The organism is Pseudomonas brenneri (genome assembly GCF_007858285.1).
Classification (GTDB): Bacteria; Pseudomonadota; Gammaproteobacteria; order Pseudomonadales; family Pseudomonadaceae; genus Aquipseudomonas; species Aquipseudomonas brenneri.
Genome location: NZ_VFIL01000015.1, coordinates 56,458 through 77,645, shown reverse-complemented (window position 1 = coordinate 77,645; position 21,188 = coordinate 56,458). Strand labels below are relative to the sequence as shown.

Here is a 21,188-nt window from a genome sequence, read left to right as displayed (position 1 = left end):
AAAGGCTGGTTGCTAGGACGCGACCGCCACCTGGTTGCGCCCCATGGCCTTGGCGCGGTACAGGGCTTTGTCGGCGGTGTTCATCAAGTGCTGCAAGTCGTCACCCACGGCATGGGTCGAGGCCACTCCCAGGCTCGCACTCAAGCCGTGCACCGGGTCGATGCTTAAGCCGGCAATGGCGCGGATCAGTTGCTCGCCGATGTCGCGCGCCACTTCAAGGGTCGTATCGGGCAACAACACCGCGAACTCCTCGCCCCCCAGGCGGCCGTGGATATCCGCCTGGCGAAAGGAGGCGCTGATCACCTGGCCAATCTGCCGTAATACCCGGTCCCCGGCCTGGTGGCCGTAGGTGTCGTTGATGGCCTTGAAGTGATCCATATCCAGCATCAGCGCACACAGCGGCTGATGGGTGCGTGTGCATTGGTCATACAGCACCTGGGCTTTATCGAAGAATGCCCGGCGGTTCATCAGCCCGGTGAGTTCGTCGGTCTGCGCCGCGCGCGTTGAAATACTGTGGGCACGCTCTATTTCACGGGTCAGGCGAAAGGCCGTCTCCAGCGCCTCGGACAATTTACGCGAGGCGCCCACCACAAATGATGAGAACACCAGCACGGCGATCGCCATGCCCAGCTGCATCTTGGACGGTTGAAACAGCAACCACAGGGTACACGGCAACAACACCAGCGCCATGGACACCATGGTCATGTAGCGGTAGGCCGAGTAGCACGACACCGCGCTGACCGACATGCCCACGGCAAAGAGCATGACCAGCGCCTGGGTCAACCGATCATCGGCGGGCATCACGGCAAAGGCCCCTATGCCCCAGATACCGGCCGACAGCACCAGGGTGATCCAATAATGACGCTCCCAGCGTTGCGGTGTGCGCTCGCTACGGGGGCTGCGAAAATACTGGAGAAACATCGACAAACGCAGGAGCGACGAGCCTGCCAGCAATACCAGCCAACCGATCATCAGCCGGGGATCAAGCCGGTCCCAGCACAGCCAGCACAGCATGCCCGCGGCCAGATAACTGCCAAAAACCGCAGAGAAGGATTGGCGAAACAGCTGATGCAGGCGATCAGTACGCACCTGCTCTTCGATGAAAAAATCCTGGTCCTGCCCACGCCCAAGGCCATTCATTTGATTTGCCTGATCCAATGCTGCGACAAAATGGCATTGTGGCATCATGGCCGCAGGCGGAACAGCAAAATCACCTGCCCATGTCGCGCAAAGACCCGAGTTAAAGCCTTTGGATTATCACTATCGTAGGGGTAGCCACGTACGGTAAGCGCTGGCAAACCAGCGCCTAGTGCCCGGTCGAGGTGTGTTCAATCCTGAGCCATGGCCAACGAGCCTGATAGCTCCTGGCTTTATGTTCGAACAGTCCTGGCTGCGGGGTGATGGGGTTGAGCCGCAGAATTCCCTGTTCGGTATCGGCCAGGCCGTAGGGCGCATAGATTTCGCCAGTGTCTGCTGCCAAGGCGATACAAGTACCCGCCACCAGGTAGCGATCCACCCCGGCCTTGGCTGAGCGCAACTGGGGGTAAGGCATGCCGAATCGCTGCGGGTACCACAGGTGAACACGCGCCTGGTTTTTCACTTCAATATTCACGCCCAGGTCGTGGAAAAGCTCGGCGGCGCGCGCAATGACTTCATTCTCGGCTTCCCAGGACACATCCGTGTCGAAATAGAACACGTCGTAATCCTTCACTCCCCAGTCGGCGGTCAATCCGGCCTGATGATTCCATACAGCCTGGAACAGGCAGCCGGCGGTCAGCAGGCATTGCTCCAGGCCAAGGGCTGGCAAGCGCTCGATCATTTGCGCATTGATGGGGTTGGCCATCACCAGCTCGACCAGCCTCTGGGGCGTCAGTTTCATATGCATTCCGTTGCCGTTGTTGCGTGTTGAGGATCGACGTTATATCAGGATTTCATCACCCTTTGAGCGCCGCCTCAATGACCGCGATGTCGATTTTCACCATGCCCATCATCGCCTCGAATGCGCGCTTGGCCGCTGCAGGATCGGGATGGGTGATCGCCGCCGTCAGCACGCGCGGGGTGATTTGCCAGGACAGCCCCCACTTGTCCCGACACCAGCCACAGGCAACCTCCTCTCCGCCGTTGCCGACAATCGCTTGCCACAGGCGATCTGTTTCGGCCTGGTCGTCGGTGGCCACCTGGAAGGAAAACGCCTGGTTGTGCTGGATACCTGGCCCGCCATTGAGGCCCAGGCACGCAATGCCCATGACGGTGAACTCCACGGTCAGGACATCACCCTGCTTGCCCGCAGGGTAATCGCCCGGGGCTTTATGGACAGCCTCTACCGTGCTGTCCGGGAATGTGCGGGCGTAGAAGTTGGCAGCCTCCAATGCGGCGCCGTCGAACCAGAGGCAGATGGTGTTTTTGTGGTTCATCGGGATGCTCCAAAAAAGGCAATTGACTGCTTCAGTCTAGCCCCTACTTTCAAAACATCAGAGCGTGCTGCGTGACGCCAACTTCATTTCCAGCCACGAAAGCGCACGCGTTGCGCTCATGGGCCGCGCGCAGAGATAACCCTGGCCCTGATGGCAACCCAATTTGAGCAAGCGTTGGCGCTGGCTTTCGTACTCCACGCCCTCTACCACGACTGCCATATCCAGAGCTTCAGCCAATGCCAGAGTGCTGCTGATCACCGCACAATTACGGGGGCTGCTATCAAGGTCACGAACGAAGCGCGCATCGAGCTTGATTTCGGTGAAGGGCAACTGGCACAGACGCTCCAACGAAGAGTAGCCAATACCAAAGTCATCGATGGACAGACCGGCGCCCATCATCCGAAGGCGAATCAAGGTTTCGAGCACCCTGGGAGACACCTCCAGCAGCCCGCTTTCGGTGATCTCGAAAGTCAGGCGCGAGGCAGGTATCGCGTAGTGCTCCAGCGCCTTGCACAGATGCGGTAACAGCGACTCACAAGACAGCTGCTCTGCCTCCAGATTAAACGCCAGGGACAGCACATGCCCCTGCGCCTGCGCTATTTGCAGGAAGGCCAACGCCTGTTCCAGCAGGGCAAAAAACAGCTCATCCATCAACCCGAACTGGCTAACCTGCGGCAGGAAATCCGCCGGGCATAGCACGCCGTGCTGCGGATGCTCCCAGCGCGCGAGTACTTCAAGGCTGTCGACTTCACCGGTCGCCAAATTGAACTTGGGTTGAAAAAATGCCTTGAGTTCATTCCCTGCAATCGCCTGTTCCAGGCCCGCCTGGCTGGCAAGCGGGTAGCGAGCCTTCGCAGATACATTCCCGGCAGCGACGGTGGTTTCCAGGTATCGGCTTAACAGTGGCGTGATCGCCCCTGCGCGTACCGGCACATCGACATACCCGAGGACGCTGGCTCCAAGCATGCCGACCATACGGTCGATGGCGTCTTGCAGGTCTGGGGCAAGCGCACTGCAAATGATGAGCGACTTGACCCGGCGGGTGCGGCTGAGTATTTCGAGCGTCGTCAGCCCTTGCATGCCCTCCTCGTTCAAGGCACAGAGCACGATATCCACTGGCCCCGCGTGCTCCAACAACTGCAGCGCAGCATTCACATCGGCCGCGCCCACCACGCTGTCACAGCCGGCGTCCCTGAAGGCCTGAATGGCAACGAGTTGCTTGAAGGGGTGCTCTTCGATGACCAGAACACGAATCGGGAGAAAGGACATGACACATCACAGATGAGATAGAAGTGCGCCCATTCTCACGACACGTCCTACCGGCGTATTTAGGAAAACGCCTAAATGGAAAGCGAAAACTCCTCGATTTGCTGACTTCTTACGCGGGATGAAAACACTGCAGTTCAACTGTGGGGTTGCTCGTGATAACGGTGTGTCAGCTACAGAAAACGGTGAGGTTACCCACATTGACCGTTAACCGAGGTGTCGTTATCATCCACAAAACCTACCGACCGGTAGGATGTTTTTTAGGTTGGAGACTGTATGAATTCGCAACCCACCCACAGGACCCCCCTGAGGCTGGCTATTGGCCTGGGACTGATCGGCGCCCTCGGCCCGTCGGCGGTCGATATGTACTTGTCGAGCCTTCCCGAGATTGCCCGCGAGTATCAGAGCAGTTTCGCCAGTGTGCAGTTGACCCTGACGTTCTTCCTCCTGGCTATGGGTGCAGGCCAGTTGATCTTCGGGCCCATCGTCGACGCGTACGGCCGCCGACGACCCCTGCTGGCCGGTCTTGTGCTGTTTACCTTGTGTTCACTGGGCGCTGCGTGGGCACCGACACTTGAGACGTTGATCGCCCTGCGCTTTGTTCAGGGGCTTGGCAGCGCACTGACGCTGGTGGTGATCATGAGCATGGTGCGCGACGTCAGCGAAGGTGTGGCCGCGACCAAGCTCTTTGCATTGCTGATGACCATCGAAGGGGTGGCGCCGATCTTCGCCCCGGCACTGGGTGGGGTGATCGATACACACTACGGCTGGCGTGCCGTGATGTTGGTGCTCGCCGCTTTTGGCCTGGCGGTACTTAGTAACAGTTGGCTGTCGCTACCAGAGACCCTGGCCTCTCGCCACAGAGAACCCTTGCGCCTGGGTGCCGCGTGTCGCACGTACCTGACCATTGCCAGGGACCGGCACTTTCTGCGCCCGACCCTCGCCGTGGCGGCGGTGTTCTTCTTTCTGTTTGCCTACATCGGCGGCGCGACCCTGGTCTATCAACAAACCTACGGCTTGAGCCCACAAGCCTTTGGCATGCTGTTCGGTGTCACAGGTGTAGCCATCCTGATCGGGGCGATGAGCGCCGGGAAACTGGTCAGCCGATTTGGCTTGAGCCGTCTCTCGCTGATCGGCGTGTCGTGCATGGCCGCAGGCTCGGCAATCGCTGTGGTTTGCACCCTGACCCAACTGGGCTTGCCCGGTATAGTGGCGGGCATGGCCGTCGCGTTGTTTGGCTTGGGGATCGCCGAGTCCACGTTGATGTCGCTTGTCATGTCCTCGCAAAAACGCGCGCTGGGCTCCACCGCTGCACTGCTGGGCGCGTTCCAACTGTCGATTTCCGCCAGTGCGACGCCACTCTCGGCATTGGCCCTGACCCAGGGACCAGTGGCCTGGGCAACACTGCTGTTGGCCAGCGCGTTGCTGACCTGCCTGCTGACGACGATCAGCCTTCCCCGGGGGGCAGGCCAAGCCTTTGACCTGACCGGGCACTGATTTGAGGAGCAACACCATGACATCCAACACCCTGACCTCGGCCGCCGAACGCATCGCGTATCTGGCCCTGGATCAATTTGCCGAGCATGGTTACGACGCCGCCTCGCTGAACGACATCGCCGTACGCGCGGGCATCAAAAAGGCCTCGCTGTACGCGCACTTTGCGAGCAAGGACGCGCTCTACGTGGTCGCACTCGAACTTGCACTGCAGGCCGAGCGCGACTACGTGCAAAGCCAATTTTCGAAAAACTCACGATCGGTCAAGGCCCCCGGCGAGGTCTATATCGACAACCTGCAACGCCGCTACAGCGCCAATGAATCCCTGCGGTTCTTGTTGAGGGCCGCATTTTACCCTCCGGCGCCGCTGAGGGGCGTGGTCATGTCCGGGTTCGATGATTACATGACCACGATCCGCAGCCATTTCCAGAAGGGGTTGCTCAAAGCCTATCCAGGCATAGACGAACAGGCCAGCGAGGTTCTGGCCGAGGCCTACCTGGTGATGATCGACAGCCTGCATGTAGAGCTGACCTACGGTAATGCACAGGCCTATGCACGTCGCCTTGAGGCGCTGCAACAACTGTCGCGGGCGGTTGGTTACGAGGAGATCATTCGGCGATTGCGCGGATAAACACCTGACCGGCCTTCGCGTAATACCACTGTAGGAGCGAGCTTGCTCGCGAAGGACGTCAACGATAACGCGTGCTTACAGGGTAAGCGCAGCGTTCTCAAGTTTTTCGCGAGCAAGCTCGCTCCTACAGTGAGCCAGTGGTTTACTTGCTCATCAGCCTGTCTCGTTCAATCCGTATCGAATGACATTGGGGGCACAACAGCCCCAACCGCACTGCACGGGTGAAACGATGCTCGCACTTCTTGCAGCGGAAGAAATACGGCGGCCCGTCGACAAAAGCGCTCATGACTGTTTCTTTTTCAGGACCATCTTTCCGGCCTCAAAGGAGATTTCCTCATACCCTTTGAACAGGGCAATGATCAGCCCCAGGCCCAAAGTGGCAGCTGCAATAATGGCCGCGATCTCCAACCCTGTCAGGGTGGCGATGGGCACAGCCGCCGCCATGGAGAGCCCACCGGTAAAAGGCACAGCCGCCAGTGCCGCGGTCAGCAGTCCAATCGTGATCGTCCCCGCTACCGCAATCTTCTTCGACGATTTGAGCTTGTTCGCAAGCTCACCTTCTACCGTGATCTGCTCGTACCCGGCATTCTTGGCAGATTCAAGTTCCGTTTTGGTTCTCACCGTGATGACGCGCATGCCATTTCCCTATTCGATGGTTCCAAACCTCAATGATCGCATAATGCCATACCCCTGAGTAAGCGATCGCATCCATCGGCATGTCGTTAGTCCGCAGTCAGACCCGCGCCACAATGAAGATCCGTTTGAACGGGAACAATGTCAGGCCATCTGGTTCCGGCGGGTACACTTGGCGCACTCGCTCAAGGTAGTGATAGATAAACCTCGCCCGGTCTTGATCATTCAGAGCCAGCAATACAGGGCGCAGGGCCGAGACCTTGACCCAGTCAAAAATCGGCGATTGGCCTTGGACAACTTGCAGATATTCAGTCTCCCAGATATCCAATTCGTGGCTCATGGGAGCCAGCAAACGGTAGTAGCAATCCAGCGATAGCACTGGGCGAGTCGACATTGCCTGGCGCAATTGGAGAGTACCCAATGGCACGCCTCCGGGCCCCGCATCTTCCAGGGTATCGAGCATCAAGCGATACCAGTGTGCGTCGCGCCAATTGGGCATATGGGCTGCAAAACAACCGCCGGGGTTGAGCTGTCGCAACAGCCGGGGTAACAGCTCATGATGCCCATCAATAAAATGCAACACTGCAGCAGCCAGCAGCAGATCCGCAGGTTGCTCGGCGTGCCAGCCTTGCAGATCACGGCGCTGCCACAGAGCCTTGATTGGCAGGCATTTCGCCTCAGCAAGCATTTCGGCAGAACTGTCGACGCCGGTCAGTTCAGCGTCTGGCCAGCGCTTGGCCAACAACTGGGTGGCAATACCGGTGCCACAGCCCAGGTCGTAGATACAGTGCGGCCGCTCAAGGTGGATGCGCTCAAGAAGCTCAACAACAGGACGTTCTCGCAGGCGGGCAAACTTCAGGTAGGACGCGGGGTCCCATTGGGTACTGGCATTTTGTGCCAGTGGGGAATCGGCGATCATGAGGTGGACCTCCAGGTCGTGTCACAGTTGTCGTCCAATGACGTTCAGCGTTCTCAGAATCAGACCTACGCCCCGCCGGGTGTCCGGTTCGCGAAGTAGGGTCAGCAAGCCATAGAGGCTATCGGGATGTTCCAGGGCCTGGGTTTGCGACTTGGCCATACGCACTGCGTTGCCCAGCTCCCAACTCACGCTGGTGGTTTGCTCAAACAGCGTTGCGAGCTTTTCCACCATTGCGCAATCCAGCAGATCGACGATGTCAGAAGCAATTGAGAGCAGGTCGATCAGGTTGTCCAGCCGGCCGCTATCGAGCAAAGGTTGAAGTTTTTGCACGATTTCGTGTATCGCCAGATCAGGCGTAGCGCCCGCCTGGGCACCGTCAGAGGGTATTGCGTCCATGACAAAGACTCCTTCCTTTGTATTGAGTCAAAGCATTCCGCGAGCCACAGCCCAGTAAAGACCGCGGTTAAATCCATTTCGCAGCAAGCCTGCCAACTTGTTCGGTGGGGTCGGCAACACATCGTGCGTATAGTCGTACCAGAGGGGCATACCCGCGTTCAGCCCCATTTGAGCCACGGCCTGGACACGCCCGTCGTAGATTGCATCGGCAGAACCATGGCGAATTTCACCTGCAATATTGTTTGCAATAACCGGTGCCTGGTTATGGCAAGCGCCTCCTGCTTTGCTGACGGGCAAGTCGACGGTATCGCCTATCACATACACATTTTCCAGACCGTAGACTTGCAGGGTCTCGTGATGAGTGGGTAGCCATCCCTCATTGCCTTGCGCCTGGGATACGCCCGACGCTATTACGACATCCACCGCTCGTATCGGCGGGGTCGCCATCAAGATATCGAACGGCTGGGCATCACCCTCTGCGGAATAGGCAATGCGTTGATCGGGATCGACCTTGTCGAGAGTAAAACCTCGCTGAAAGTGGATGCCACGCTGTTCAAACAGGCCAGGCAGAATTTCGCCTGTAGGTCGCTGCAAGAACAAACAGTTGCGCATCAACTGCGCCGTCGTGGGATAGGTGTAGACGATCTCCACCTTGTCGCGAACGCCGCGACGACGCAGAAAATCATCCAGCATCAGGGTGGTTTCAACGGGGGCAATCCCACATTGATGAGGAACATTCGGGGTTTGGGGGAAAGAAACGGTAATGAAAATCCGCCCGCGTTTTATGGTGCCCAGACGCTGGGCCAACTGTCGTGCAGGCTCGTATTGGTAGAAATGATCCCCGGCCTCCTTCAGCCCTTCAATCCGTTCCGGCGCGGGTACACAGCCCGTGGCGATCACCAGGTAATCATAGCCGTGGCGTTGGCCGCTGCGGGTATGCAGGGTCTGCCCGGGGAAATCGAAGCGGGTCACTTCATCGACCTGAAAGTCGATCTCCGGCCGCAACAAAGAACGCTCCGAGCGCTTGAGTTCTTCTTCAAAGAACTGGTTAAACGCCACGTACATGAAGGCAGGCTTGTAAAAGTGCTCCGCCGAGTTTGAGAGCAGGCTGACTTTCACCTTGGCCCTGACGATTTCGGGATACAGCTTTGCCACTAACTGATTGGCGACCATGGTCCCACCAAGACCACCGCCAACGATCATTATCCGGATCACCGCACTGCCTCCATGCATGGTTGGAACTCCTATAAGGGACCTTAGTAAATAACCACGTGGAGGCAGGACTAAAAGGCAATAACGGTTGCAGCGATCATCGCGAATAGGGTTCCTGCAAGCGTCAAGTAGGTGAAATAGACAGCCAACGGGTACGAAATACGGGCCGTGCATGGTTTTCCAATCATCGGTCCCAAGGACTGTGCAGCGATGCGCTACCGAGTCGCATGCTCCTCCTTGGCAAATGTAGATCACTGATATGGTGGGATTTTTTTCTACGCTGGCGCACGTAACCAATCAGAAAAAGACCGCTCGCAAACTTGCACCAACGTGCCTGGATCTATATATTCCCTAGCCTGCTGCACCGCTCAAGCACTTTGCCAGGCAAAGCTTCTTGAGTTGCTTCATCGCGCTGCCGCCCGAATGGCGAAACTGGTAGACGCATGGGACTTAAAATCCCCCGCTCGTAAGGGCGTCCCGGTTCGATTCCGGGTTCGGGCACCATAGATATCAAGGGCTTGCATGATGAACTTCATGCAGGCCCTTATCTTTTCTGCTTCGCAATTTTCTTACCTGTTCCGCAATTGTCTTCCCCCGCCCCTTCGTCGTCCCGCAAGTTAGTAAAATCGAGAGCAACCGTAAAACGTTGCTGCTCAAGTATCACATCAATCTTCCAACCCAATTTTGCACATAACTGGCGCATCAACTGCAACCCCAGGCCGTAGCCGAAATCGCTGGATTCCTCCCCCGGCTTGGCTTCCCTGATGTGATTGGCAATCAGCAACCGGGGGTAGGTGAAGTTGATTTCTACCTGGCCTTCTTCCGCGTATTGCAGTGCGTTACGCAGGAAGTTACCGATCACGATGCGGCATGCTGTGGGAGGTAATCGGCAGGGCTCGCTGTGGATGTCGACAAGCAGTTCGATATCCCGGTTGCCGATCAGGTAGCGATGTTTGTCAATCAACTCACCCACCAACGCACTCAGGTCAATGTCTTCCTCCGGCAAGGGTTCGGGACTCTCGCGGCTCATCCACAGCAAGGTCTCAGCGATAAGCTGCATGTTCAGTACCGAGCGCTCAATACGTTGCAGGGGGGGTGGCAGGACACCACCAGACTGCAGGGTCAACAGTTCTATATTGGCCTTTAGCACCGCCAGCGGAGTTCGCAGTTCATGGCTGGTGTAGCGCAACAGGCGGCCTTCGCGCTGGCTGGCGGCCTGCACTTGCTCAACACTCTGGGCCAGGGCGTCGGCCAGCGTATTGAACTCCTTGAAGCTGAAATCAGGGCGCTCGCCGGCCATTGCGTCCGGGTTTTTCAGCGTGCTGGACCATTGGGCCAGGCGTCCCAGCGGCCGTACCAGCCACCAGACCAACAGGGCGATGATGATCAGCGCCGGCACGAACACTGCCAGGCTGATGAACGTGACGCCCTGCAGCACCTGGTCAAAGTAGGCATCGGACAGCGGCGTCTCCACCTCGCCACCCTCTTCGTGATCATGGTCGATGTCATACATGTAAAGGGTCTTGCCGTCGCCCAGAGGCTGGGAGAGGACCGCCCGGACTTCAGCGTCTTCGTCATCGGAGTCGATATCACCGAAGACCTGAACCGCGCCGAAGGACATGCTCGGCGGTGCCTTGAGCATCTCCCGCACGCTTGCCGGCAAGGCTTCCTTACCGATAACCGACTTAAAGAAGTAGTTGTGCGGTGGTGGCGTGGTTGGATCCTTCTTGTAGTGCCTGACGAAATACTGCGCCTCTTCTTCCATCATCGCGCTGGCGGTGTAGAGCAGGCCGCGCACGGTGTATAGCGGCAGCAACTGGCTGTAGATCAGTAACACCACAGCAATCAGGAACAGGAAGCTGCCACTGATCACCCACTTCAGGCTCAGGCCGTTACGCATGGGGTTTGACCTGAATACCGACCCCAGGCAGGGTGTGGATCAACGGCCGGTTGAAGGGTTTGTCTACCGCCTTGCGCAGCCGATGCATGTGGACTTTGAGCGTATTGCTGTCCGGTGGCTCGTCACCCCAGATGGTGGTTTCCAAGCGCTCCCTGGGGACCGGTTCAGGGCTGGCACGCATCAGGTATTCCAGCAAGGTCCAGCAGATGGGCGACAAATGCAGCTCCTGCCCGGCGCGGCTGACTTTGCGGGTGGTCAGTTCCATCACCAGGTCGTCTACCTGCAAGCGACTGGTCTGGCTGCTGCGGCGCATGCTCAGGGCACGGATCCTGGCCACCAGCTCGGCCAGCTCGAAGGGCTTGACCAGGTAATCGTCGGCGCCGGCTGCAAAGCTGGCGAGCTTGTCCGAGAGAGCGTCCAGTGAAGTGAGCATCAGGATGGGCGTCTGGCTGCCTTGCTGGCGTAAGCGCTCGCACACTTGCTGGCCGTCGAGGCGCGGCAACATGATGTCCAGGAGAATGACGTCGTAATGATGGGCGAGTGCCAGGTTAAGACCGGCCTGGCCATTGCTGACGTGGTCGCAGACCATGCCACTGATCTCCAGGTACTCGATGACGGTAGTGGCCAGATCAAGGTTGTCCTCGACCAGCAGCAGGTGAATATGCACGGGAAAGCCCCCTCGGGCACAGGTTGCGCAGAGGTTTGAAGGATATCGGAAGTCGAGCGATTTTCCGTGGATGTTTACCTGGCGTTAACCCGGCACTGTCTAGGCTGGGCGCTTCCTATCCATGGGTCATCACCGTCATGAACCTTTATTCGATAGTCAAAGGGCTCCTGCTGGCCTTGATTTTTTTCACACTGATGACCAACGTCCTGCCGTCTCGGGGGCAATTGGTACGCCTGGGAGGTGGCAGCTGGTTTCTGCTGGGTAAGCATAGCGAACAGGCAGGCCAGTGCTGTGTCGCCCGTGCATTCTGATAACGCCGGCGCCGGCTATACCTGGCAGTTGGTGATATGCCTGGGGCTGATTGTGTGCGTGACGATTGCGATGGGTGCCTATATCGTCCATTTGAATGCACGCATTGATAAGCAGCGCGAACTGTCGCCGGTGTATCTACATGAATGTGAAAACGGGCGCGGGGGCTTTATTGTCTACCCCGACGGCAGGCGCAGCAGTGACAGCTGCTACCCAAGCGATGAAGCTGAATCGGCGGGCATCGACCAAATGCCGGACCTGTCAGGCCCACACCGCGTGCAATGGCTCAAATACATCCTGCCGCGCGTTAAGGGCCTTCCCAGTCCAGACGCCAACCCCAAGCTCCCGACAGTCTGATCAGCACCTCCGAGCCCCAGCCAGAACCCCAGCACAGCAGCCTGCACGTCGAATCTGATACGCTTTTTTCTTTATCACCTGCATCTGTACCGAACACACCACAACCCCGACAATGGCTCATCGGCAGGAACCCTCCAGCCGCCCTTCTTCCTTTTGGAGGCCCCATGGCTAAGATGGCAATTTTTCTGTTTGGGTTTCTGGCACTGACTATTGGGATCGGCCTGCTGGCCACCATCTCACCGGTCTGACACTGGGGTGTGAGGCAAAGTGCGCGTGATGCATAACTGACTTCTTGTATTACTTCATCAAGCGCACAGTTTTGCGTGTTTCAAAACGTCACTTGATCCATTCGGGATGGACGTTCATCAGCTCGCCGGGCTTGTCCGCTACGCCGTTGCAGCAGACGTAACCGTTGTACAGATAGAGCCCCGGGTAACTATTAAAGCTCACGGGGTCAATGCTCATGTACCTGGCGTTAGTCCAGCTCGAATAGGCATACAGGTAGCTGCGGCTGGTAAACGATAGGTACTGTGCCGTGCCAACAGTAACCATGTACCAATTCCCGGAGCCATAGTTGACCACCAGAAATTTCGAGGCCTTGGCAATATCCGGGGTGGTCATGACGTATCCATCAACCATCACCAAATAGGTGGCAGGTGCTGTGGAATAGTCTTTAAGAAAGGCCAACTGGGAAGATGGGTCTTTCAGCTCATTGGCAGAGCCTCCGACCTCAGGGTTGGTTTGCAGCTTGTCCGAGCCCAGCGGGCTCATTAATTCCTTCGACATTGGGTAACACTCCATTAACTTGAGATTGATGGTTTAACGATCCCCTCCAAAAAACACCATTGGCTGGAAAGACAGAAAAACCGCAGACTGCAATTAATAGTGCGCAAGCCCCTTGCTGCTCGATACTGTCACTTCTCACAGTTCGGTAGAGTGCTTCGGGATAGGTCCAGGGTTTTATATCTCGATCCCATCACCCCAGAAAAAACATCGGGTACAACGACAGCACCAACAGCCCCGCCATCGACCAGTTGAATAGCTTCAACCAGCGCGGCTCACGCAGGACATTGCGCAAACCGGTGCCACACCCCGCCCAGACGCACACACTCGGCAGGTTGACCACTGCAAACACCACGGCGATGACCAGTACGTTAGTGAAGTAGCCTTCAGCCGGCGTGTAAGTGGTGATCGCCCCCAACGCCATGACCCAGGCTTTGGGGTTGACCCACTGGAACACCGCGGCCGCGAGAAAGGTCATGGGTTTGCGCTTGCCGTGCGTGTCGTCCGACATCGCGCCAGAGTTGGCAATCTTCCATGCCAGGTACAACAAGTACGCCGCCCCGATATAACGCAACGCGGTGTACGCCCAAGGCAACGCCTTGAACACCTCCCCAAGGCCCAGGCCGACCGAAATCACCAGCACCATAAAGCCCACGCTGATCCCCAGGGCATGGGGAATCGAGCGGCGAAAACCGAAATTCACGCCCGACGCCAACAGCATGGTGTTATTGGGGCCTGGGGTAATCGAAGACACGAAGGCAAACAGCGCAAAGGCCGAAAGCAGGCTGGTGGACATGAACATGGTGCGGCATCCGGCAAATGATTGTTGCCCTGACAGTAGAGGGTTCTGTGGCGCCCTGCCCCGTACAGCTGGGGGCGGATCGAGAGATACAATTCTCTTCAATGTGCTCGCGTGCATGGCGCCCACCGTGGAAGTGCAAGCGCCCCGCCATCACCGACTCCTGGGCTTGCTATGCGGGGAACACTGGAAAAAACGGCACGATTCGTCAGGCACGCGCTACTGAACTAAAGCAGGTTTACCCCCATAAATGACCTGATCGCTATTTCTAACTGGCGTAGAATCAGGCAAAAAGCACAATCATATTCAGGGAAATCCGGATAATGCTCTTCGAGAACCTCGCGCTGTTTCTATTGATTGTCGAGAAAGGCGGATTGTCGGCGGCAGGCCGCGAAGCCGGACTTTCGCCGACGTCTGTCTCGGAACGGCTCGGGGCTTTGGAAAGGCACTACGGCGCAACGCTGCTGACCCGTACGACACGCTCAATCAGCCTCACAGACGAAGGGCGAATGCTGATGGAGGGCGCCCGGCGCCTGCTGGCAGAGGCTGACGATATCGAGAGCAATATCAAACTGGGCATCGAACGTATCTCGGGGCTGATACGCCTGAGCGCCCCCGTTGACCTGGGCCGAAACCGTGTCGTGCCGATCCTCGATGAGTTTCTGCAAACTCATCCCGAGATCAGTCTCGACCTGAATCTGACGGATGGCTACCTGGATCTCGCGGGGCAAGGGATTGATTTCGCCATTCGATATGGCGCCCTATCTGACAGCACCTTGCGCGTCAGAAAACTCAGCGAGGGCCGTAGGGTCGTATGTGCATCCCCCGCCTACCTCAAGGCCCACGGTACGCCCCGACACCCATCGGACCTGGCCCATCAGCAGTGCATCCTGATGCGTTTTGGCAGCAACATCCACCGTGAATGGCAGTTCCGCGCCGATGGCCGTACGTTCAAGGTTCAGGTGTCGGGCAGGCGTATCGCCAATGACGGCGATCAGGTGCGCCAGTGGTGCCTGGCGGGTCACGGTGTCTGTATCAAGTCCTACATCGATGTGTTTGATGACTTGAACGCAGGCCGGCTGGTCGAGGTGCTGCAGACCTATTCTCTGCAGGGCGTGGACTTGCAGATCGTCTACCCTTCCGGCCACGCTGTGCCGCGCCGAGTCAAACTGCTGATGGACGAAATCTCCTTGAAGCTGGCGAACTGAGCGCGCCCCAAGGAGATTTTTGGATCTGACCTGTAGGTTTCAGCCCTGCTGGGCCCAGGCGGAAAAATCCGAGTAGCCGCGCTCAGTACCACCAAATAACTCGGCCCCCTCCAAACCGGCTAAGGGATAGCCTTTCTCCAGCCGCAGTGGCAGATCCGGGTTGGCGACAAACTTACGTCCGAAAGCGACAAAGTCTGCGTAGCCTTTTTCCAGCACCCACTCTGCGAGCTCCACATCGTACTTGCCGGCCACCACAATGGCATTGCGGAACCGCTCGCGTACGACCCGACGGAAGTCCTCGGGAAACTTGGGAGCATCATCCCAGTCCGCCTCGACCAAGTGCAGGTAGGCAATGCCCTTGTCCTGCAAATAACCAGCAGCGTCCAACAAAGTGGGCAGAATGTCCGGGCACGCCATGCCGCGGGCCGTGAGAAACGGCGCAATACGAATCGCCGTGCGGTCGGCCCCCACTTCATCAATCACCGCATCCATGACTTCTTTGAGAAAACGCAGGCGATTGTCGCGGGATCCGCCGTATTCATCCGTACGAACGTTAGACGTGGTGCGCAGGAACTGGTCAATCAAGTAGCCGTTTGCTGCGTGCACCTCGACACCGTCGAAACCCGCCGTCATGGCATTGCGCGCCGCAGTACGGTAATCGTCGACGATGGCGTGGATTTCGTCGCGCTCCAGTGCCCGTGGTGTCGGGCATGGGGCCATGCTGCCGACACCCGACTCGGCATCCACCTTCCAGATACTGCCATCGAAAGGAATCGCAGAAGGCGCAACAGGTAAATCACCCTTGTGGAAGTCAGGATGCGACATGCGTCCTACATGCCACAACTGCAGGAAAATTCGCCCGCCAGCGGCATGCACCGCCTCGGTCACCAGACGCCAGCCGGCGATCTGTTCGCGGCTGTAAATCCCCGGGGTAAAGGAATAGCCCTTGCCCTGGGGTGAAATCTGCGTGGCTTCAGTGACAATGAACGCAGCCGATGCCCGTTGTGCGTAATAGAGCGCGTTCATGGCGTTCGGCACATCGCCAGGCTGGGTGCTGCGCGAGCGAGTCATGGGCGCCATGACCACGCGATTGGGCGTGTTCAGTTGACCAACAATGCCTTGGGTAAAAAGTTTGGACATCAGTGTTTCCTCGTCGATATTCAGTGGTTGCAATGACCACAGGATATCGACGAGGAATCTTTTGATAATCAACCCGACTCGGGAAACATATTGCGGTTAATCCGGATAATCCGTCCTGGCATTTTCCCAGACTCAGTGTACCTCGGGTTCGATTAGCTCCTGACGGACCTTGCCATTGCATGTCGCCACTCTGCTGGCAGACCCAATAAAAGCGCTGTACTTTGACTTTCAGCCCTATAACCCTCAAGGAGTCGAGATGTTCAGCCACGTCACCGTCGGAACAAACGATCTGGATAAAGCCGCCGCATTCTACGATGCCGTACTGATCCCACTGGGCCTGTGCCGCCGCCATGTAACCCCGGATGGCGGGCCGGCTTGCGCATGCTGGATCAGCGCCAGCAGCCCGTTACCGCGCTTCTATGTCTACTCCCCCTACAACCGCCAGGACGCCACTGCGGGTAATGGCAGCATGGTGGCTTTCTCTGCCCCCTCGCCAGGTGCAGTAGACGTGGCCTATGCCGCTGGAATGCTGGCTGGCGGAATCGATGACGGTGAGCCCGGCCCGCGCCCGCATTATGGCGACGGTTATTACGGCGCCTATCTGCGGGATCCGGACGGGAACAAAGTGCATATCGTGCATCGTGGCGATATGCAGGCAACGGCATGAAGACCAGCCAAACCCTGTACGAGTATTCAACCTGGCCATCACGTTAAGCAACGGTCAGTAATATCCCGAAGCTCACGAGTGCGGCACCAAAAACCCGGTCGATCCACTGTCGTGCGGCCATCAATTTCTCGCGCACCCTCCCGGCGGAAAAGCACAGTGCGACCAGACTGAACCACAACACATGCGCCCCGGCGATAAACAACCCATAGGCGACTTGCACAGTGATAGCGGTGTCCGGCCGTACGACCCCCATGAACAGGCTGACAATGAAGATCGACGTTTTAGGGTTCAGCGCATTCGTGAGAAATCCCATCCGCAGCGCTTCCAGATCCGACATCACCGCAGGTGGCGCGTCCAGTTGTTCAACCGCCGGCCTGGAACGAAGCATTTTAATGCCCAGGTAGACGAGATAGGCAGCTCCAGCCAGCTTCAACGTATTGAACAGCCAAGGTGTCTGTTGCAGTACCCACCCTAAGCCAAGCAGCGTGTAGCACACATGGACCAGCACCCCCACACCAATCCCCACAGCCGTGAGGACGCCCGCCCGTCGAGACCGTAGCAACCCATTGCGAGAGACCATGGCGAAATCGGGCCCTGGACTGATGCATGCAAGGAGTGTGATGGTGATTACTACTATCCATTCGCCCATGGTGTACCCTTTGAATTATTGGTTGTGCAAGGCAATAATTACAGATCTTCTGTTTGGGTAATAACGATGATTTCTGAAGAAAATAGTGACTACAACTCACTTATTTCTGAGGCGCGCCTGCCCTCTTTGCTCGCACTGCGTTGCTTCGAATCCGCCGCACGCTTCGAAAACTTCGCCCGTGCGGCTGACGAGCTGCATCTGACCCCCGGCGCCATTAGCCGCGCAGTGCGCCTGCTTGAAGAGGATTTAGGCGCTGAGCTGTTCGAGCGGCGTAGCCGAAGGGTTTTTTTAACGGATGCCGGAAGGCGCCTGGCCAAAGCGGTGAGTGAAGGCCTCGGGCTGATGAACCAGGCCGTTCGCGAGATACGCAGCGACGTACGGCGTGCTCGCCGACTTGTCTTGTCCTGCGAGCCAACGCTGCTGATGCGCTGGTTGATCCCGCGCTGGAGCGACTTCCAAACATGTCATCCAGGGTTAGACATTCATCTGGTTGCCGGCGGCGGCCCCTTTTCATTCAACCAGGGCATCGACCTGGCCATTCGGCGCGACGATTTCCCCCGGCCCTCCGGTTATCATGCCGAAACGCTTTTCGCAGAAAAGGTCGGCCCTGTCTGCCGCCCAGAAAAAGCTGACCTATGGTTTGGTAAAAACCGAAACGCTCTGCGCCCCTCGGCCCCCCTGCTTCAGACGACTAGCCGGCCTACGGCTTGGCAGGAGTGGGCTGCTGCAAAAGGGTTACCCACTCCGGCTATGGAAATGCAGTCTTTTGAGCACTTCTATTTCAGCATCCAGGCGGCTGTTGCAGGCCTTGGAGTCGCCATTGGTCCGTGGCACCTGGTGCGCGACGATATTCAAAGCGGTGTGTTAGTCGCGCCCTTGGGATTTGTTGAAGATGGCTCGCGCTACTGCCTGTTGTCTCCTTCTGCCCCCAAGCCAAGCAGCGTGGAAATGGCGTTGTTTAAGTGGTTGCAGGCCGCAGGCTGAGCTTTTTGGGTTGTCAGTTGCACCCGCTGCGACCCCGTCGTTTCATGCTGGCTGTCATATCTGTGATTTGCACAGCGGCATGCAACGCTCGCACAATAAGTTCTTCTTAAGAAGCCCGGCGCTTGACGCCCTTTAAAAGCGCTTATCTACTACCCCGCCGCCGAGCCAAGTGCTTTTTATATAAACACCAAGTCGAATGGGCCGCTGTCGATTGCGGGATAACCCCGATCAATAGTTTCATTCTTGCAATACAACCCAACAACCGACACCCTCCACCTGTGAGACTTCGCCAGAGCGCACAGGAGTACTTGACCGACTTTATGCCCCACAACAAAAACCACTACAACCGACACCAAGCTGACCAAGTAGTCACAACAAAACCACTCAAGTCACACACGGCTTATTACAGCCTCGCCAGCAGTGGAAAAACAATTAAAACTCATAATTATCAATCCATTACCTTCATAAAATATCTATTTCAAGAACACAAACCGCAAAGCTCACTTCCAACATCATTACCTCTGGGCGCACCCAACATTTCAATTAAGTAATGACAGGTTTCTTTCAGATATCTGAACTTCAGTACAATCCGATCACCGGTAGTTTTTTTTCAGTGCAATTTTATTTATTTATAAGTTAGGGTTGTCTGGCTCACTTATAGTCAAAGCCGATATTGACGATCGGGAGCAACCTGAACCAAACGCACAAAACAACTTCAATGCACGTTTGTTTAGCCCGACTTATCAGCCTTCATCGTCGACCATCGGTTTTGGCCGTCGGGCCATAGGAGAAAGTAAATGGCTATGTTCGATTACAAGGGGCAAGACGCCCGCGGCCTTATTTCAGATGCCTGGAACCTCGCCACCTACACCAGTGGCGTCGCCACCGTAGGCGCCCTCTACAACCTCCCTGGGCTAGTCCTGGGAGAGGGCAATACCTTTGCATTGCCCAAGGGCTGGCGCGAGATCGGTGCCAACGAACTGAAGGTTGACAAGAGCTACATCGACCTGACTGGCAGCTTTACGGGCGAGAATGTATTCGGCTCCCAGGCCAGGGTCTTCGGCCAATACGACGACAGTGACCAGTTACTGAAAATAGGCTTCTCCATTGCCGGCACCAACTCCCCGGTCGACTTGCTGGGCTGGCCAGCAATGATCGACAACTCTTATATCCGCGGCTATGACTACCTGCTCGATTCAATCAAGAACTACGCTATTGACCACAATCTGAGCGGCAAAGACGTGCTGGTCACCGGCTACAGTCAAGGCGGTTCGGTAACCAACAGCATGTACCTGGGCAAGGAAACGCTGGCAGACGGTTTCTTCAAGGATTCGGATTACTTCGGCATGGAGTCGCCCAAATCCAGCAACAGTGAGGGAATCTTCAACTTCGGCTTCGAAAATGATGTAGTCCACCGCCTCATTGGCCAGGAAACCAATGTGGGCAGCGCCATCATCGACGCTCTCAAAGGCAGCGACGCCAGCTACACCTCCACCACCGATAACATCGTACTGTTCGACACGATCTATGCTCTGCCCACCTGGCCCAACGGCCCATTCTCGATTGCCAACCTCAGTGGGTGGGCGGCTCACCTGGAGGGGATCTTTATCAATCCCATCCAGCGCATAGGCCAATCGACGTTCTACGACCACATCGAACGAGACAGCACCGTAATCATCAGCAACCTCGACCCCATCAGCCGCAGCTTTACCTGGGTGAGCGACAAGGCTACCGCCACTTCCAATCACTTCGGCACACCGGCCTTCCTGCTGGGCACCGACAGTGCAGACAAACTGCAAGACGGTCGCAGCGATGATTTCCTTGACGGGTTCAATGGCAGCGACAGCTTCCGGGTCAGCACCGGAACCGATATCGTCTCTGGGGGTGATGGCAATGACAAAGTCTTCCTCAAGGGCGCAGCCTCTTCCTACGAAGCCGTGAAACTGAGTGACGGCACCCTGTTTCTCAACGATACCAGTGGCCAGTACGGTCTAAAGGAACTGCACGGCGTCGAGCATGTGGAATTCGAAACCGGGCTGGCCAGTGCACTCGGGCAATTGCCTGTTATCGGCGGGATCTTCAGCAGTATCGGGCAGGCACTGACTCCAGCCTACACCGTCACCAGCGGCAAACTGGACTTCGAAGGCCTGTTCGGCGCCGACAAAGCCTACTCCAGAGCCGTTGAGGGCAGCCAATTGGACGATATCCTCAAAGGCACCGTCGCACGGGACCTGATATTCGGCCAGGGCGGCAATGATAGGCTCGAAGGTGGCGCCGGCAACGACCTGCTGCACGGCGGCGATGGCAACGACACCCTGCTGGGCGGTACCGAAAATGATGCGTTGTATGGCGGTAGCGGCAACGACATCCTGATCGGTGGCCTGGGCAACGACCAACTCAGCGGCGGCGTGGGTAGCGACCAGTTTGTGTTCGATCAGCGAGGGTTCGGCCAGGACCGAATCAGCGACTTCAACATCCATCAGAACGGGAACGACCTGTTGGTGTTCTCCAAATCGTTGTTTGCCACCACCGACGCTGTCCTTGGCGCCACCACCCAGAACGGCAGCGACAGCATAATCCTGGCAGGCGACAGCAGTGTCACATTGGTAGGTTTCAGCGCGGCGCAATTGAGCGCAGACATGATCAGCCTGGTTTAACGCTTATCTCGAAAGATCCAAGGTAATACCCCCCGTAGAGCATTGATCTACGGGGGGGTTCAAGAGTGGAGCAGATCACCCATTGCCACCTGCGGTGTTCTGC

At 57.2% G+C, this 21,188-nt stretch carries 21 protein-coding genes and 1 tRNA gene; 8 read left to right on the top strand and 14 right to left on the bottom strand.

Annotated features, from left to right (window positions below):
- Window positions 1-12 precede the first annotated feature (12 nt).
- The 4 genes from FJD34_RS25525 to FJD34_RS25510 all read right to left on the bottom strand — a co-directional run bounded on the left by FJD34_RS25525 (window position 13) and on the right by FJD34_RS25510 (window position 3,683).
- Window positions 13-1,140, bottom strand: coding sequence for a GGDEF domain-containing protein (locus FJD34_RS25525; protein ID WP_032860766.1), 1,128 nt, complete (start codon window positions 1,138-1,140; stop codon window positions 13-15).
- A gap of 166 nt (window positions 1,141-1,306) precedes the next feature.
- A complete protein-coding gene (locus FJD34_RS25520; RefSeq protein WP_032860767.1) occupies window positions 1,307-1,879 on the bottom strand; it encodes a nucleotidyltransferase family protein in 573 nt (190 codons plus the stop codon).
- A 55-nt stretch (window positions 1,880-1,934) separates the two neighbouring features.
- A complete protein-coding gene (locus FJD34_RS25515; protein ID WP_090290980.1) occupies window positions 1,935-2,414 on the bottom strand; it encodes a VOC family protein in 480 nt (159 codons plus the stop codon).
- A gap of 57 nt (window positions 2,415-2,471) precedes the next feature.
- The gene (locus FJD34_RS25510) at window positions 2,472-3,683 is read right to left on the bottom strand and encodes an EAL domain-containing response regulator (protein ID WP_065942276.1); all 1,212 of its coding nucleotides are present in this window, start codon (window positions 3,681-3,683) and stop codon (window positions 2,472-2,474) included.
- Between the two features lie 273 nt (window positions 3,684-3,956).
- Here FJD34_RS25510 and FJD34_RS25505 point away from each other — a divergent pair, with 273 nt between their 5' ends.
- On the top strand, window positions 3,957-5,177 hold the full coding sequence (locus tag FJD34_RS25505) for a multidrug effflux MFS transporter (RefSeq protein ID WP_090290979.1): 1,221 nt from the start codon (window positions 3,957-3,959) through the stop codon (window positions 5,175-5,177).
- Between the two features lie 16 nt (window positions 5,178-5,193).
- A complete protein-coding gene (locus FJD34_RS25500; protein WP_032860771.1) occupies window positions 5,194-5,805 on the top strand; it encodes a TetR/AcrR family transcriptional regulator in 612 nt (203 codons plus the stop codon).
- Window positions 5,806-6,087: 282 nt separating this feature from the next.
- Here FJD34_RS25500 and FJD34_RS25490 read toward each other — a convergent pair whose 3' ends face one another.
- The 4 genes from FJD34_RS25490 to FJD34_RS25475 form a co-directional block, all read right to left on the bottom strand.
- Complete coding sequence (locus tag FJD34_RS25490) at window positions 6,088-6,441, bottom strand: hypothetical protein (protein WP_032860772.1); 354 nt, start codon at window positions 6,439-6,441, stop codon at window positions 6,088-6,090.
- Between the two features lie 97 nt (window positions 6,442-6,538).
- A complete protein-coding gene (locus FJD34_RS25485) occupies window positions 6,539-7,357 on the bottom strand; it encodes a methyltransferase domain-containing protein (protein WP_090290978.1) in 819 nt (272 codons plus the stop codon).
- 21 nt (window positions 7,358-7,378) lie between these two features.
- Window positions 7,379-7,753: a DUF1641 domain-containing protein gene (locus FJD34_RS25480; RefSeq protein ID WP_065942279.1), complete on the bottom strand. Its 375-nt coding sequence runs from the start codon at window positions 7,751-7,753 to the stop codon at window positions 7,379-7,381.
- 27 nt (window positions 7,754-7,780) lie between these two features.
- Window positions 7,781-8,968 carry an NAD(P)/FAD-dependent oxidoreductase gene (locus FJD34_RS25475; protein ID WP_162276354.1) on the bottom strand — a complete coding sequence of 396 codons (1,188 nt, stop codon included), beginning with the start codon at window positions 8,966-8,968 and terminating at the stop codon, window positions 7,781-7,783.
- A gap of 414 nt (window positions 8,969-9,382) precedes the next feature.
- Here FJD34_RS25475 and FJD34_RS25470 point away from each other — a divergent pair.
- Window positions 9,383-9,469: transfer RNA gene (locus FJD34_RS25470), tRNA-Leu, on the top strand.
- A 40-nt stretch (window positions 9,470-9,509) separates the two neighbouring features.
- Here FJD34_RS25470 and FJD34_RS25465 read toward each other — a convergent pair.
- Together FJD34_RS25465 and FJD34_RS25460 are read right to left on the bottom strand one after the other, a co-directional pair.
- Window positions 9,510-10,865, bottom strand: coding sequence for a sensor histidine kinase (locus FJD34_RS25465; RefSeq protein ID WP_090290977.1), 1,356 nt, complete (start codon window positions 10,863-10,865; stop codon window positions 9,510-9,512).
- Window positions 10,858-11,532, bottom strand: a complete 675-nt coding sequence (locus FJD34_RS25460; protein WP_032860821.1) for a response regulator transcription factor — start codon at window positions 11,530-11,532, stop codon at window positions 10,858-10,860. The genes FJD34_RS25465 and FJD34_RS25460 overlap by 8 nt, the downstream gene beginning before the upstream one ends.
- 300 nt (window positions 11,533-11,832) lie before the next feature.
- Between FJD34_RS25460 and FJD34_RS25455 the strand changes: the two genes are divergently transcribed.
- On the top strand, window positions 11,833-12,198 hold the full coding sequence (locus FJD34_RS25455) for a hypothetical protein (RefSeq protein WP_223232754.1): 366 nt from the start codon (window positions 11,833-11,835) through the stop codon (window positions 12,196-12,198).
- Window positions 12,199-12,534: 336 nt separating this feature from the next.
- Here FJD34_RS25455 and FJD34_RS25450 read toward each other — a convergent pair whose 3' ends face one another.
- Together FJD34_RS25450 and FJD34_RS25445 are read right to left on the bottom strand one after the other, a co-directional pair.
- Window positions 12,535-12,984, bottom strand: coding sequence for a hypothetical protein (locus FJD34_RS25450; protein WP_065942282.1), 450 nt, complete (start codon window positions 12,982-12,984; stop codon window positions 12,535-12,537).
- 190 nt (window positions 12,985-13,174) lie between these two features.
- A complete protein-coding gene (locus FJD34_RS25445; protein WP_032860825.1) occupies window positions 13,175-13,783 on the bottom strand; it encodes a LysE family translocator in 609 nt (202 codons plus the stop codon).
- Between the two features lie 320 nt (window positions 13,784-14,103).
- Between FJD34_RS25445 and FJD34_RS25440 the strand changes: the two genes are divergently transcribed.
- On the top strand, window positions 14,104-14,988 hold the full coding sequence (locus FJD34_RS25440) for a LysR family transcriptional regulator (RefSeq protein WP_032860826.1): 885 nt from the start codon (window positions 14,104-14,106) through the stop codon (window positions 14,986-14,988).
- A gap of 39 nt (window positions 14,989-15,027) precedes the next feature.
- Here the strand turns inward: FJD34_RS25440 and FJD34_RS25435 are convergent, their stop codons facing one another.
- On the bottom strand, window positions 15,028-16,128 hold the full coding sequence (locus FJD34_RS25435; RefSeq protein WP_090290976.1) for an alkene reductase: 1,101 nt from the start codon (window positions 16,126-16,128) through the stop codon (window positions 15,028-15,030).
- Window positions 16,129-16,384: 256 nt separating this feature from the next.
- Between FJD34_RS25435 and FJD34_RS25430 the strand changes: the two genes are divergently transcribed.
- The gene (locus FJD34_RS25430) at window positions 16,385-16,795 is read left to right on the top strand and encodes a VOC family protein (protein WP_032860829.1); all 411 of its coding nucleotides are present in this window, start codon (window positions 16,385-16,387) and stop codon (window positions 16,793-16,795) included.
- Between the two features lie 43 nt (window positions 16,796-16,838).
- Here the strand turns inward: FJD34_RS25430 and FJD34_RS25425 are convergent, their stop codons facing one another.
- Window positions 16,839-17,444, bottom strand: a complete 606-nt coding sequence (locus FJD34_RS25425) for a LysE family translocator (protein ID WP_090290975.1) — start codon at window positions 17,442-17,444, stop codon at window positions 16,839-16,841.
- Between the two features lie 66 nt (window positions 17,445-17,510).
- On the opposite strand from FJD34_RS25425, the gene FJD34_RS25420 reads away from it, so the two are divergent.
- On the top strand, window positions 17,511-18,428 hold the full coding sequence (locus FJD34_RS25420; protein WP_090290974.1) for a LysR family transcriptional regulator: 918 nt from the start codon (window positions 17,511-17,513) through the stop codon (window positions 18,426-18,428).
- Window positions 18,429-19,225: 797 nt separating this feature from the next.
- Window positions 19,226-21,085, top strand: coding sequence for a calcium-binding protein (locus FJD34_RS25415; protein WP_090290973.1), 1,860 nt, complete (start codon window positions 19,226-19,228; stop codon window positions 21,083-21,085).
- The last annotated feature ends 103 nt before the right edge of the window (window positions 21,086-21,188 follow it).

Bases quoted from the DNA above. Each gene is read 5' to 3' on its own strand.
- FJD34_RS25445 (WP_032860825.1), bottom strand. From the start codon at position 13,783: ATGTTCATGTCCACCAGCCTGCTTTCGGCCTTTGCGCTGTTTGCCTTC.
- FJD34_RS25500 (WP_032860771.1), top strand. From the start codon at position 5,194: ATGACATCCAACACCCTGACCTCGGCCGCCGAACGCATCGCGTATCTG.
- FJD34_RS25440 (WP_032860826.1), top strand. From the start codon at position 14,104: ATGCTCTTCGAGAACCTCGCGCTGTTTCTATTGATTGTCGAGAAAGGC.
- FJD34_RS25510 (WP_065942276.1), bottom strand. From the start codon at position 3,683: ATGTCCTTTCTCCCGATTCGTGTTCTGGTCATCGAAGAGCACCCCTTC.
- FJD34_RS25485 (WP_090290978.1), bottom strand. From the start codon at position 7,357: ATGATCGCCGATTCCCCACTGGCACAAAATGCCAGTACCCAATGGGAC.
- FJD34_RS25425 (WP_090290975.1), bottom strand. From the start codon at position 17,444: ATGGGCGAATGGATAGTAGTAATCACCATCACACTCCTTGCATGCATC.
- FJD34_RS25415 (WP_090290973.1), top strand. From the start codon at position 19,226: ATGGCTATGTTCGATTACAAGGGGCAAGACGCCCGCGGCCTTATTTCA.
- FJD34_RS25515 (WP_090290980.1), bottom strand. From the start codon at position 2,414: ATGAACCACAAAAACACCATCTGCCTCTGGTTCGACGGCGCCGCATTG.
- FJD34_RS25450 (WP_065942282.1), bottom strand. From the start codon at position 12,984: ATGTCGAAGGAATTAATGAGCCCGCTGGGCTCGGACAAGCTGCAAACC.
- FJD34_RS25435 (WP_090290976.1), bottom strand. From the start codon at position 16,128: ATGTCCAAACTTTTTACCCAAGGCATTGTTGGTCAACTGAACACGCCC.
- FJD34_RS25420 (WP_090290974.1), top strand. From the start codon at position 17,511: ATGATTTCTGAAGAAAATAGTGACTACAACTCACTTATTTCTGAGGCG.
- FJD34_RS25525 (WP_032860766.1), bottom strand. From the start codon at position 1,140: ATGAATGGCCTTGGGCGTGGGCAGGACCAGGATTTTTTCATCGAAGAG.
- FJD34_RS25430 (WP_032860829.1), top strand. From the start codon at position 16,385: ATGTTCAGCCACGTCACCGTCGGAACAAACGATCTGGATAAAGCCGCC.
- FJD34_RS25465 (WP_090290977.1), bottom strand. From the start codon at position 10,865: ATGCGTAACGGCCTGAGCCTGAAGTGGGTGATCAGTGGCAGCTTCCTG.
- FJD34_RS25505 (WP_090290979.1), top strand. From the start codon at position 3,957: ATGAATTCGCAACCCACCCACAGGACCCCCCTGAGGCTGGCTATTGGC.
- FJD34_RS25520 (WP_032860767.1), bottom strand. From the start codon at position 1,879: ATGAAACTGACGCCCCAGAGGCTGGTCGAGCTGGTGATGGCCAACCCC.
- FJD34_RS25480 (WP_065942279.1), bottom strand. From the start codon at position 7,753: ATGGACGCAATACCCTCTGACGGTGCCCAGGCGGGCGCTACGCCTGAT.
- FJD34_RS25490 (WP_032860772.1), bottom strand. From the start codon at position 6,441: ATGCGCGTCATCACGGTGAGAACCAAAACGGAACTTGAATCTGCCAAG.